This window comes from Acinetobacter sp. CAU_H_60 (assembly GCF_058599385.1).
Map to the genome: position 1 here is coordinate 555,686 of NZ_CM178653.1, position 13,292 is coordinate 568,977.

Here is a 13,292-nt window from a genome sequence, read left to right on the forward strand (position 1 = left end):
CACGCCTAGAATGCACACCGTACCAAGCGATAAGCTTGATACGAAAGCTGAGATGAATCGGAGCATAGCACAGCCTGGTAGTGCACCTGGTTTGGGACCAGGGGGTCGTAGGTTCGAATCCTACTGCTCCGACCAATTCTTCAAGGCGGATGGTGAAAATCATCAGTAAAGCGCTTGTAGCTCAGTTGGATAGAGCATCCGCCTTCTAAGCGGATGGTCACAGGTTCGAATCCTGTCAGGCGCGCCATTTTTGGTGGCTTGATATTTAAGAACCAAGGCAATGGTGGATGTAGCTCAGTTGGTAGAGCCCCGGATTGTGATTCCGGTTGTCGTGGGTTCGAATCCCATCATTCACCCCAACTCTTTGAGTTGAACATCGGAGCATAGCACAGCCTGGTAGTGCACCTGGTTTGGGACCAGGGGGTCGTAGGTTCGAATCCTACTGCTCCGACCATCTTCTTCATGGTGGTTAGGATTAATAATACCGCGTCAAGCGGTTTTTTTATGTCTAAATAATGAAGACACCGTGATGGTGGATGTAGCTCAGTTGGTAGAGCCCCGGATTGTGATTCCGGTTGTCGTGGGTTCGAATCCCATCATTCACCCCAACTTTTTTGAGTTGAACATCGGAGCATAGCACAGCCTGGTAGTGCACCTGGTTTGGGACCAGGGGGTCGTAGGTTCGAATCCTACTGCTCCGACCATCTATAAAAATGATTAATTATATGGATACCGCATTAGGCGGTTTTTTTATGTCTAAAATTTAAGTACGAACTAAATTTAGCAATCAAAATAAAAATAGATTAAAAACTGGTTATTTATTAAGTTCATTCTTCATTCTTCATTCTTCATTCTTCATTCTTCATTCTTCATTCTTCATTCTTCATTCTTCATTCTTCATTCTTCATTCTTCATTCTTCATTCTTCATTCTTCATTCTTCATTCTTCATTCCAGAATTATGTTTTTAATAAGTCGAGCTAAATGTACCTAGATCTTTTTATGGGTGAGTCGCATTTATTGGGAGGTCCATAGGGATTGTGAAAATAAGAAAAATATTTATTCGAGTGAGTTGGAAGAATATTTTAAGCAAGAGTAGTTATAGGAATAAAAAACTAAATTGCACTTTATTAAGCTGAAACGAAATAGTCCCTGTTTTTTAAATTAAAAAATGGAAATAGTAAAAAGATATCTAAAAAATAGGGTTTTTAGATTAAAGAATATGCATATGGGGTTATTTTGTAGAAATAATAATCAACTGAAGTATTTTCTTAAAAATAGGGGTTGCGCTTGTTTGGGATTGGTCTATAATGCACATCCATCGGCGGTGATGAAGATTAAAACTTCTGATAAAACAGTAACTTAGCATGAAATGGTTGAGTTGAGTTTTAGAAAGGAAGTTTAAAAATAATTTTCATTACTGGTTGACTTTCTAGAGATAGAGAGTAATATAGCCGACCTAGCTTGCTACTGACGAAGTAGCAAGAAGATCATTAAGAGATTATGAAGAACAACTTGTGTGGATTTTTACTGGTTGATTGATCGAAATTATTTTCATTGATTGAATGGTAGAAATTACTCGAAGTTTATTTGAGAAATATTTGTCAGAAAATTGATGAGCCAAGTTTAAGAGTTTTACTTATAAAACTCGAAATGATTTTAACTGAAGAGTTTGATCATGGCTCAGATTGAACGCTGGCGGCAGGCTTAACACATGCAAGTCGAGCGGGGATAGGGTGCTTGCACCTGATTCCTAGCGGCGGACGGGTGAGTAATGCTTAGGAATCTGCCTATTAGTGGGGGACAACGTTCCGAAAGGGACGCTAATACCGCATACGTCCTACGGGAGAAAGCAGGGGATCTTCGGACCTTGCGCTAATAGATGAGCCTAAGTCGGATTAGCTAGTTGGTGGGGTAAAGGCCTACCAAGGCGACGATCTGTAGCGGGTCTGAGAGGATGATCCGCCACACTGGGACTGAGACACGGCCCAGACTCCTACGGGAGGCAGCAGTGGGGAATATTGGACAATGGGGGCAACCCTGATCCAGCCATGCCGCGTGTGTGAAGAAGGCCTTTTGGTTGTAAAGCACTTTAAGCGAGGAGGAGGCTTACCTGGTTAATACCTGGGATAAGTGGACGTTACTCGCAGAATAAGCACCGGCTAACTCTGTGCCAGCAGCCGCGGTAATACAGAGGGTGCAAGCGTTAATCGGATTTACTGGGCGTAAAGCGCGCGTAGGTGGCTAATTAAGTCAAATGTGAAATCCCCGAGCTTAACTTGGGAATTGCATTCGATACTGGTTAGCTAGAGTATGGGAGAGGATGGTAGAATTCCAGGTGTAGCGGTGAAATGCGTAGAGATCTGGAGGAATACCGATGGCGAAGGCAGCCATCTGGCCTAATACTGACACTGAGGTGCGAAAGCATGGGGAGCAAACAGGATTAGATACCCTGGTAGTCCATGCCGTAAACGATGTCTACTAGCCGTTGGGGCCCTTGAGGCTTTAGTGGCGCAGCTAACGCGATAAGTAGACCGCCTGGGGAGTACGGTCGCAAGACTAAAACTCAAATGAATTGACGGGGGCCCGCACAAGCGGTGGAGCATGTGGTTTAATTCGATGCAACGCGAAGAACCTTACCTGGCCTTGACATACAGAGAACTTTCCAGAGATGGATTGGTGCCTTCGGGAACTCTGATACAGGTGCTGCATGGCTGTCGTCAGCTCGTGTCGTGAGATGTTGGGTTAAGTCCCGCAACGAGCGCAACCCTTTTCCTTATTTGCCAGCACTTCGGGTGGGAACTTTAAGGATACTGCCAGTGACAAACTGGAGGAAGGCGGGGACGACGTCAAGTCATCATGGCCCTTACGGCCAGGGCTACACACGTGCTACAATGGTCGGTACAAAGGGTTGCTACTGCGCGAGCAGATGCTAATCTCAAAAAGCCGATCGTAGTCCGGATCGCAGTCTGCAACTCGACTGCGTGAAGTCGGAATCGCTAGTAATCGCGGATCAGAATGCCGCGGTGAATACGTTCCCGGGCCTTGTACACACCGCCCGTCACACCATGGGAGTTTGTTGCACCAGAAGTAGGTAGTCTAACCTTAGGGAGGACGCTTACCACGGTGTGGCCGATGACTGGGGTGAAGTCGTAACAAGGTAGCCGTAGGGGAACCTGCGGCTGGATCACCTCCTTAACGAAAGATTGACGATTGGTAAGAATCCACAACAAGTTGTTCTTCATGACGATGTATCTGAGGGTCTGTAGCTCAGTTGGTTAGAGCACACGCTTGATAAGCGTGGGGTCACAAGTTCAAGTCTTGTCAGACCCACCACTACTGACGAAGCGTTAATTGCAGAGCGAACAGAAACGGAACGATACATTGACTTATTGATAAGCTGGGGACTTAGCTTAGTTGGTAGAGCGCCTGCTTTGCACGCAGGAGGTCAGGAGTTCGACTCTCCTAGTCTCCACCACGTATTCGTTCGAATACGTAATAAGCAAACGGTTTGATAGCTTATAGAGCTTAGTAAGAAAGCGGCGTATAATGCGCGGCATTGTTATTAACCTCTGTGATTTATCACAGTAATGCAGTCCGACGAGGATGCATTAAATCATTAACAGAATATATTTGAGTTGAAATAATTTGTTCATACTCATACAAGAGCGGAAACGACACGACTTCGGTTGTGAAGTTGAAGTGATTGAATGAGAACTAGCGAAATTAACTGAATCAAGCGTTTTGGTATATGAATCTAATTGAAGCTGTACAGTGATTAAGTTCACGAGACTCTAACTGTGTAATTAACTGAGTGATCGGTTGATTATGTTGTTTATCCTACTTGTAGGGATGAACGACTGTTTGGGGTTGTATAGTCAAGTAATTAAGTGCATGTGGTGGATGCCTTGGCAGTCAGAGGCGAAGAAAGACGTGATAGCCTGCGAAAAGCTCCGGGGAGGCGGCAAATATCCTGTGATCCGGAGATGTCTGAATGGGGAAACCCACCGGCTATAAGGTCGGTATCATAAACTGAATACATAGGTTTATGAGGCGAACGCGGAGAAGTGAAACATCTCAGTATCCGTAGGAAAAGAAATCAATTGAGATTCCCTCAGTAGCGGCGAGCGAAAGGGGAACAGCCCATTAAGTCATATCAGTTTTAGTGGAATGCTCTGGGAAGTGCAACCATAGTGGGTGATAGTCCTGTACACGAAAGGGCTGATATGATGATGTCGAGTAGGGCGAGGCACGTGAAACCTTGTCTGAATATAGGGGGACCATCCTCTAAGGCTAAATACTCCTGACTGACCGATAGTGAACCAGTACCGTGAGGGAAAGGCGAAAAGAACCCCTGTGAGGGGAGTGAAATAGATCCTGAAACCGCATGCATACAAGCAGTGGGAGCCACTTTGTGTGGTGACTGCGTACCTTTTGTATAATGGGTCAGCGACTTATATTCAGTAGCGAGGTTAACCGAATAGGGGAGCCGTAGAGAAATCGAGTCTTAATAGGGCGTTTAGTTGCTGGGTATAGACCCGAAACCGGGTGATCTATCCATGAGCAGGTTGAAGGTTGGGTAACACTAACTGGAGGACCGAACCCACTGTCGTTGAAAAGCCAGGGGATGACTTGTGGATAGGGGTGAAAGGCTAATCAAACTCGGTGATAGCTGGTTCTCCCCGAAAGCTATTTAGGTAGCGCCTCGGACGAATACCATTGGGGGTAGAGCACTGTTTCGGCTAGGGGGTCATCCCGACTTACCAAACCGATGCAAACTCCGAATACCAATGAGTACTATCCGGGAGACAGACTGCGGGTGCTAACGTCCGTAGTCAAGAGGAAAACAATCCAGACCGCCAGCTAAGGTCCCTAAATCATAGTTAAGTGGGAAACGATGTGGGAAGGCATAGACAGCTAGGAGGTTGGCTTAGAAGCAGCCACCCTTTAAAGAAAGCGTAATAGCTCACTAGTCGAGTCGGCCTGCGCGGAAGATGTAACGGGGCTAAAACTATGTACCGAAGCTGCGGATTTGCAATTTATTGCAAGTGGTAGGGGAGCGTTCTGTAAGCCGATGAAGGTGTGTTGAGAAGCATGCTGGAGGTATCAGAAGTGCGAATGCTGACGTGAGTAACGACAAAACGGGTGAAAAACCCGTTCGCTGAAAGACCAAGGGTTCCAGTCCAACGTTAATCGGGGCTGGGTGAGTCGACCCCTAAGGCGAGGCCGAGAGGCGTAGTCGATGGGAAATTGGTTAATATTCCAATACTTCAGTGTAATGCGATGAGAGGACGGAGAAGGTTAAGTCAGCCTGGCGTTGGTTGTCCAGGTGGAAGACAGTAGGCATGCATCTTAGGCAAATCCGGGGTGCTCTATGCTGAGAGTTGATAGCAAGCCAGTTTACTGGTGAAGTGGCTGATACCATACTTCCAGGAAAAGTCTCTAAGCTTCAGTTACACTGGAATCGTACCCGAAACCGACACAGGTGGTCAGGTCGAGTAGACCAAAGCGCTTGAGAGAACTCTGCTGAAGGAACTAGGCAAAATGGTACCGTAACTTCGGGAGAAGGTACGCTGTTGATGGTGATGGGACTTGCTCCTTGAGCTGTTGACAGCCTCAGAAACCAGGCCGCTGCAACTGTTTATTAAAAACATAGCACTCTGCAAACACGAAAGTGGACGTATAGGGTGTGATGCCTGCCCGGTGCTGGAAGGTTAATTGATGGGGTTAGCGTAAGCGAAGCTCTTGATCGAAGCCCCAGTAAACGGCGGCCGTAACTATAACGGTCCTAAGGTAGCGAAATTCCTTGTCGGGTAAGTTCCGACCTGCACGAATGGCATAATGATGGCGGCGCTGTCTCCAGCAGAGGCTCAGTGAAATCGAATTCGCCGTGAAGATGCGGTGTACCCGCGGCTAGACGGAAAGACCCCGTGAACCTTTACTGCAGCTTGACATTGAACTTTGATCTTACTTGTGTAGGATAGGTGGGAGGCTTTGAAGTGGTGACGCTAGTTGCCATGGAGCCGTCCTTGAAATACCACCCTGGTAATATTGAGGTTCTAACTCTGCTCCCTGATCGGGAGCGAGGACCATGTCTGGTGGGTAGTTTGACTGGGGCGGTCTCCTCCTAAAGAGTAACGGAGGAGTACGAAGGTGCGCTCAGCGTGGTCGGAAATCACGCGTAGAGTATAAAGGCAAAAGCGCGCTTAACTGCGAGACCCACAAGTCGAGCAGGTACGAAAGTAGGTCTTAGTGATCCGGTGGTTCTGTATGGAAGGGCCATCGCTCAACGGATAAAAGGTACTCTGGGGATAACAGGCTGATACCGCCCAAGAGTTCATATCGACGGCGGTGTTTGGCACCTCGATGTCGGCTCATCTCATCCTGGGGCTGAAGCAGGTCCCAAGGGTATGGCTGTTCGCCATTTAAAGAGGTACGCGAGCTGGGTTTAGAACGTCGTGAGACAGTTCGGTCCCTATCTACCGTGGGCGCTGGAAATTTGAGAGGATCTGCTCCTAGTACGAGAGGACCAGAGTGGACGAACCTCTGGTGTACCGGTTGTGACGCCAGTCGCATCGCCGGGTAGCTATGTTCGGAAGGGATAACCGCTGAAAGCATCTAAGCGGGAAGCCTACCTCAAGATAAGATTTCCCTAGGACTTTATGTCCTCTAAAGAGCCGTTGAAGACTACGACGTTGATAGGTTGGATGTGGAAGTGCAGTGATGCATGAAGCTGACCAATACTAATTGCTCGTGAGGCTTGACTATACAACACCCAAGCAGTTGTATATAAAGCATCAATTGATTTCATATTGATCTAACGATCAGACGAAGCCTTGATTTAGTTAAGCTAATCGAACAAATGAGAGTATAATTAAGCACTGCTTAGTTCTACTCGCAAGAACTCAGATACATCTGTTAATGAACTCTATTTGAAGAAAGCTAGGCAAACGAAGCGCAAGCAACGTAGATAAGACCATAGCGAGTAAGCATACCAGTTGTGCTGGCGACCATAGCAAGAGTGAACCACCTGATCCCTTCCCGAACTCAGAAGTGAAACCTCTTAGCGCTGATGGTAGTGTGGGGTCTCCCATGTGAGAGTAAGTCATCGCCAGCTCATTATTCCTAAAAAGCCCTCTGCAGAAGCAGGGGGCTTTTTTTATGCGTGGGATTTAAAAAATTAAATCAAATTATATTAATTTACAAATTGGTTAATTACTGTTTAATAAAAATAAGTGATTAATAATGCTTAAAAAATTATATAAAAATGACGGTAGAGTTCATGAAATCACTATAGTTTTGTGTGTTTTTTTATCAAACTATGTTATAAAAGTTAAAACGGCATGAAAATTGCTTATAAAACGAGATTTTTATTAGGGGGTCATATGAAATTATCAGTGGGATTACGAATTGCCAACTCGCTGTCATTAACTCCACAGTTACAACAAGCAATCCGCTTATTACAATTATCCAGTCTAGAACTAGAGCAAGAAATCCAGCTACAACTTGATAGTAATCCTTTGTTAGAAAAAGTTGAAGAGCAAATCAGTGTTGAAAGTCTTTCGACTGTTGATGCGAGTCAAAAGGATTTAACCAATGAACTCAATGCAGACCATCTTCCGGACGATCTACCTGTAGATACCGACTGGGATGATGTCTATACTCATCAACCTACAAGTCTGGGTGCAGCAGAGTTCGAAGAGCGCGAAGATAACCGTCAAAGCCAGCAAAGCCTACAAGAATATATGCTCGAGCAGATTAATCTGCTGCACTTTTCTCGCATTGATCAGCTGATTGCATACTGCATTATTGATTCCCTAGATGAAAAGGGTTTTCTGGATGCAGAAATTTCTGAAATTACTGCATCAGTACAGCATCTTTTATCTTCCATGGATTATGAGGAAGAAATCGAAGAGGATGAAGTACTCGTTGTTCTCAAGCATATTCAGCGTCTTGATCCGATTGGAGTGGGTTCCAGAAACCTAGCTGAGTGTTTATTGATTCAGTTGGATAGCTTGCCAGTTAATACCCCTTGTCGTAATGATGCGGTTAAATTGCTGCAACATTACGAGCTGCTGATTACCAATGAATTACCAAAACTCATTAAGCAAACTGGCTTAAATCAGGAACAATTACGCTGTGCCGTTGATTTACTGAAAACTCTTAAGCCATATCCTGGACTAGAGTTTGAAAGTAAGGAATCTGATTATCAGATCCCGGATGTCGTGGTAATGAAAAAGAATGACTGCTGGCAGGTGACGTTGAATCCTGATGTGATGCCAAAGTTAAGACTAAATTCTTTTTATACCAACATGATTCGTCGTGCTGATCAAAGTGAAGATAATCAATATCTGCGTAATCAGATGCTAGAAGCAAAAAACTTTATTAAAAGCATCGACGAACGTCATAAAACTTTATTGAAAGTAGCTACCTGTATTGTTGAACATCAGAAAAGTTTTTTAGAAATTGGCCCTGAAGGTATGAAGCCTCTGGTTTTACGTGATATTGCTGAAGAAGTCGAATTACATGAATCAACCGTATCTCGTGTAACGACTAACAAATATATGCTGACCCCACGTGGTTTATTTGAACTGAAATACTTCTTCTCGAGTCATGTGGGAACGACTTCAGGTGGTGAGGCTTCATCTACTGCGATCCGTGCCAAAATTAAGAAAATGATTGCTGAAGAAAATGCACGTAAGCCTTTATCTGACAATGCAATTGCCAATCTTTTGAAAGAAGAGGGGATTGATGTGGCACGACGCACGGTCGCGAAATATCGTGAATCGTTACATATTCCTTCATCTTCTGAGCGAAAAGTCTTGATCTAGTTTTTGAAATTTGATTATTCTAGAGATTCATTATGACATCGTAATGAATCTTTTTTTCTTTTGAGGAATGGTGAAAATGATCTGAATAAATACTTTAAATCACGATTTTGCTTGAGCAAGTTATTGTATTCTTTTCATTTTTAACTGTGACTCTTCTGATCCTAACGAAGGTGAGGGATAGAACTATGCAAATAACAATTCGTGGACATCATTTATCAATTACGCCAGCGATTGAAGAAACTATAAAAACGAAATTTTCACAGATGACCAAACATCTGGATCAGGTGAACAGCATGCAGGTTAAGCTTTCCAAAGATCATCAGATTGATAAGCGCTCAAAAAGAGGCAGTAGTAACCATATCGCAGAAGCGATTGTCCGTTTACCGGGTATTGAGTTTTTTGCTCATGCCAATGCTGATGACATGTATACCTCAATTAAAATTTTGACGGAAAAATTAAAAAAACAGATTGACCGATATCGCGAAATGCAGCTGAATCATCAGAGTTTAGCCATTTAAGCGACCAAATGGGGAAAAAGAGGTTTTTAAAAGCCTCTTTTTTTATATATATAATGTATGTGACTAATGAATTATTTTTTACATTTATAGTAAAATGACTCGTTTTACACCCTTAGTCCTATAAGAGGTCTTGTGATGAATAATGAACAGCTCGCTGAAATTTTAAAAGCCGCTTTTCCTGAGGCGGATGTTGCTGTGAGTGGTCAGGGCGGAAAATTCGATCTCCGTATTGTGGATGATCAGTTTGAAGGTAAACGTCCGGTTGCACGTCAACAAGCTGTTTATGCTCCTCTCAATTCCCATATTGCCAGTGGTGCAGTGCATGCTGTGACCATTCGTGCATTGACCAAAGAAGAATGGCGTAAAGCAAGCTTATTTGGAGCTTAATCAATTAATGGATAAATTCTTAATTCAGGGCGGTATTAAGCTCGACGGTGAAGTGCGTATTTCTGGTGCAAAAAATGCAGCGCTTCCATTATTAGCAGCAATGATTCTTGCTGATACGCCAATCACACTTAGAAATGTTCCAAATCTAAAAGATGTAAATACCTTGGTGAAGCTGATCGCAGGTCTTGGGATCACAATTAGCTATGAAGGCGATACAGTTATTGCAGATACCTCTACCTTGGATAACCAGTTTGCACCTTATGAACTCGTAAAAACCATGCGTGCTTCTATTTTGGTGCTTGGCCCTCTCTTGGCGCGCTACGGTAGTGCAAAAGTATCTTTACCAGGTGGATGTGCGATTGGTTCTCGTCCAGTCGATCAGCATTTGAAAGCACTAGAAGCTTTAGGTGCCGAGATTGAGGTTGAGGCCGGCTATGTCCATGCTAAAGTCGATGGTCGTCTGAAAGGCGGTGAAGTTGTCTTTGATATGGTGACTGTGGGTGGTACTGAAAATATTCTGATGGCTGCAGTATTGGCGGATGGTGTGACCACGATTCGTAATGCGGCGCGCGAACCTGAAATTACTGATCTTGCTCAAATGCTGATTAAGATGGGTGCGAAAATTGAAGGTCTAGATACCGATACCCTAGTGGTTACCGGTGTAGAAAGCCTGCATGGCTGTGAATATGCAGTAGTGGCCGACCGTATTGAAACTGGTTCTTATCTGGCTGCTGCAGCTATTACAGGTGGTCGTGTTAAAACCACACATACAGATCCAGCTTTAATGGAAGCTGTACTGGATAAGTTTGAAGAAATGGGTGCAGAAGTCACTCGTGGTGATGACTGGATTGAACTGGATATGATGGGCAAACGTCCGAAAGCGGTGAGCTTCCGTACCTTGCCACATCCAGATTTCCCAACAGATATGCAAGCCCAATTGATGGCAGTCAATGCTATTGGTCGTGGATTTGCCACAATTTCTGAAACGATTTTTGAAAACCGTTTTATGCATGTTCCTGAATTGGCCCGTATGGGAGCCAATATTCAGGTCGAAGGTAATGATGCTGTCGTAACGGGTGTAGAAAAACTTTCTGCAGCACCTGTGATGGCAACAGATTTACGTGCTTCATTCTCTTTAGTTCTTGCAGCACTTGCAGCCGAAGGAGAAACATTGATTGACCGTATTTATCATATTGACCGCGGTTATGAAGATGTCGAAGCAAAGTTACAAGGTTTAGGTGCCCAAATTAAGCGAGTAAGTTAATGAGTGATATGAGAAACGATGATCCAAACTTTGACGTAATGGGCAATTTTGATCATGGTTTAACGTTAGCATTAAGCAAGGGCCGTATCTTAAAAGAAACTTTACCTCTGCTTGAAACAGCAGGGATTAACCTGCTGGAAGATCCGGATAAATCACGTAAGCTGATTTTTCCAACCACGCATAAACAGGTGCGTATCCTGATTTTACGTGCTTCTGATGTGCCGACTTATGTTGAAAATGGCGCGGCAGATATCGGTGTTGCAGGTAAAGATGTGTTGATGGAACATGGCGCGCAAAATGTCTATGAACCATTAGATCTTAAAATTGCCAACTGCAAATTGATGACAGCAGGTAAAGTCGGCATGGAGCGTCCGAAAGGCCGTTTAAAAATTGCGACTAAATACGTGAATCTGACCCGTCAATACTACGCGAGCCTCGGTGAGCAGGTTGATGTGATCAAGCTCTACGGTTCGATGGAACTTGCACCATTGGTCGGTCTGGGCGATTACATTGTCGATGTGGTCGATACTGGTAATACCTTACGTGCCAATGGTTTAGAGCCACTTGAAGAAATCTGTAAAGTCTCTTCACGTTTAATCGTCAATAAAGCCAGCTTCAAACGTAAGCAAGCCTTGTTAAATCCGATTCTGGCTCAGCTTGAAAAAGCAGTCGAAGAACGCGAAAAGGCAAAACAGGCTTAAAATTGATTGCTTAAGAAACCGCCCAATCCGGGCGGTTTCTTATTTCTCTATATATCAGATTCTATTTAAATCCTTTCATCAATTTTACCCAAAGCTATTTTCAATAAAACTCATAGAGCTAGAGCACTATGTCTGCCGACAAAAGCCTAGAAAACAGGTAAACTAAAGCCTTCGAATTCAAACCTGATGGGTAAATTGATGCGACGTTTATCGACCCAAGATCAAAACTTCAAGCAAGCATTTGCTGACTTGTTGGCTTTTGAGACTGTGAATGATCCTGAACTTTTAAAAACTGTAGATCAAATTATTGCTGATGTTCGTCAGCATGGTGATGCACATGTTCTTAAACTCACTCAACAGTTCGATCGACATCCGGCGCATCAATTTTCAGATTTAGAACTGACTCAAGAGCAACTTAAAGCAGCTTTCGAAGGCTTAACGACTGAAGTGCGTGAAGCTTTAGAATTGGCTGCAAACCGTATTCGCGAATTCCATCAGGCACAAAAACAGGATGGTTGGACGTATGTCGATGCTCTAGGTAATACCTTGGGTCAGAAAGTGACTCCACTGGATCGTGTCGGGATTTATGTGCCGGGTGGTCTGGCATCTTATCCATCCTCAGTACTGATGAATGCAGTGCCTGCACATGTGGCGGGTGTCCCTGAAATTATTATGGTGGTGCCTGCCCCGAATGGTGAACTCAATCCATTGGTATTGGCTGCTGCATATTTGGCTGGCGTAACACGTGTCTTTACGATTGGTGGTGCACAAGCCGTTGCAGCACTCGCATATGGTACAGAAACCGTACCACCTGTCGATAAAATTACTGGTCCAGGTAACCGGTTTGTGGCTGCAGCAAAACGTGCGGTGTTTGGTCAGGTCGGTATCGATATGATTGCAGGCCCTTCTGAGATTCTGGTCTATGCCGAAGGCGAGAATAACGCTGAATGGTTGGCGATGGACTTATTGTCACAGGCTGAACATGACACTGTGGCACAAGCCGTTTTCATTACACCTGATGAAGCACTTTTAGATGCTGTTGAAAAGTGGATTGAAAAACACTTAGAAGCATTACCGAAAGCAGATATTGCACGTACTTCAATTGAGAACCGCGGTGCTTTGGTATTGGTAAAAGACCGTGCTGAAGGTGCTGAGCTGATTAACCAAGTGGCGCCAGAACATCTCATGCTATGTTTAGATGAAGCACAAGAGATGGCAGAAGATATTCGCCATGCAGGCGCGATTTTCATGGGTCGTTACACCCCTGAAGCGATTGGTGACTATTGTGCAGGTCCAAACCATGTATTACCGACATCGGGTACAGCACGTTTCTCATCACCACTGGGTGTGTATGATTTCCAGAAACGTTCAAGCCTGATTATGTGTTCTGAAGATGGTGTGAAAACCCTTGCGAAAACTGCAGATGTTCTGGCACAGCAGGAAAATCTGGATGCGCATGCCCGTTCAGCACGCTACCGTTATCAGTAATTAAATACTTATATTGAATAAAAGATATTTCTTTCCCTTCGGGAGAGGTTAGGTAAGGGGAATTATTTGACCTCTCCCTAACCCTCTCCTAAAAGGAGAGGGAAT

The 13,292-nt window shown here is 44.4% G+C and carries 6 protein-coding genes, 8 tRNA genes and 3 rRNA genes; all 17 read left to right on the forward strand.

Annotated elements, in window-relative coordinates; genetic code table 11:
• Nucleotides 1-58 precede the first annotated feature (58 nt).
• The 17 genes from AC4MBN_RS02560 to hisD all read left to right on the forward strand — a co-directional run bounded on the left by AC4MBN_RS02560 (nucleotide 59) and on the right by hisD (nucleotide 13,187).
• Nucleotides 59-135 (forward strand) — tRNA-Pro (locus tag AC4MBN_RS02560).
• A 35-nt stretch (nucleotides 136-170) separates the two neighbouring features.
• Nucleotides 171-247: transfer RNA gene (locus AC4MBN_RS02565), tRNA-Arg, on the forward strand.
• 36 nt (nucleotides 248-283) lie between these two features.
• Nucleotides 284-359: transfer RNA gene (locus AC4MBN_RS02570), tRNA-His, on the forward strand.
• 18 nt (nucleotides 360-377) lie between these two features.
• Nucleotides 378-454, forward strand: a tRNA-Pro gene (locus tag AC4MBN_RS02575).
• A 78-nt stretch (nucleotides 455-532) separates the two neighbouring features.
• A tRNA-His gene (locus AC4MBN_RS02580) sits at nucleotides 533-608 on the forward strand.
• Between the two features lie 19 nt (nucleotides 609-627).
• Nucleotides 628-704: transfer RNA gene (locus tag AC4MBN_RS02585), tRNA-Pro, on the forward strand.
• Between the two features lie 954 nt (nucleotides 705-1,658).
• Nucleotides 1,659-3,196, forward strand: a 16S ribosomal RNA gene (locus AC4MBN_RS02590).
• Nucleotides 3,197-3,257: 61 nt separating this feature from the next.
• Nucleotides 3,258-3,334 (forward strand) — tRNA-Ile (locus AC4MBN_RS02595).
• Nucleotides 3,335-3,400: 66 nt separating this feature from the next.
• A tRNA-Ala gene (locus AC4MBN_RS02600) sits at nucleotides 3,401-3,476 on the forward strand.
• Nucleotides 3,477-3,874: 398 nt separating this feature from the next.
• Nucleotides 3,875-6,766, forward strand: a 23S ribosomal RNA gene (locus AC4MBN_RS02605).
• A gap of 234 nt (nucleotides 6,767-7,000) precedes the next feature.
• Nucleotides 7,001-7,115 (forward strand): 5S ribosomal RNA (rrf, locus tag AC4MBN_RS02610).
• Together the 16S, 23S and 5S rRNA genes with 2 tRNA genes alongside form the textbook arrangement of a ribosomal RNA operon.
• A 268-nt stretch (nucleotides 7,116-7,383) precedes the next feature.
• Nucleotides 7,384-8,829, forward strand: a complete 1,446-nt coding sequence (locus AC4MBN_RS02615) for an RNA polymerase factor sigma-54 (protein ID WP_125279334.1) — start codon at nucleotides 7,384-7,386, stop codon at nucleotides 8,827-8,829.
• A gap of 185 nt (nucleotides 8,830-9,014) precedes the next feature.
• Nucleotides 9,015-9,347, forward strand: coding sequence for a ribosome hibernation-promoting factor, HPF/YfiA family (gene hpf, locus AC4MBN_RS02620; protein WP_004783414.1), 333 nt, complete (start codon nucleotides 9,015-9,017; stop codon nucleotides 9,345-9,347).
• 135 nt (nucleotides 9,348-9,482) lie between these two features.
• Nucleotides 9,483-9,734, forward strand: coding sequence for a BolA family iron metabolism protein IbaG (ibaG, locus tag AC4MBN_RS02625; RefSeq protein WP_004783413.1), 252 nt, complete (start codon nucleotides 9,483-9,485; stop codon nucleotides 9,732-9,734).
• A gap of 7 nt (nucleotides 9,735-9,741) precedes the next feature.
• Nucleotides 9,742-10,998: a UDP-N-acetylglucosamine 1-carboxyvinyltransferase gene (gene murA, locus AC4MBN_RS02630; RefSeq protein ID WP_004783411.1), complete on the forward strand. Its 1,257-nt coding sequence runs from the start codon at nucleotides 9,742-9,744 to the stop codon at nucleotides 10,996-10,998.
• Nucleotides 10,998-11,699: an ATP phosphoribosyltransferase gene (gene hisG, locus AC4MBN_RS02635; RefSeq protein ID WP_491880604.1), complete on the forward strand. Its 702-nt coding sequence runs from the start codon at nucleotides 10,998-11,000 to the stop codon at nucleotides 11,697-11,699. The genes murA and hisG overlap by 1 nt, the downstream gene beginning before the upstream one ends.
• Before the next feature lie 186 nt (nucleotides 11,700-11,885).
• Complete coding sequence (hisD, locus tag AC4MBN_RS02640) at nucleotides 11,886-13,187, forward strand: histidinol dehydrogenase (protein WP_491880605.1); 1,302 nt, start codon at nucleotides 11,886-11,888, stop codon at nucleotides 13,185-13,187.
• The last annotated feature ends 105 nt before the right edge of the window (nucleotides 13,188-13,292 follow it).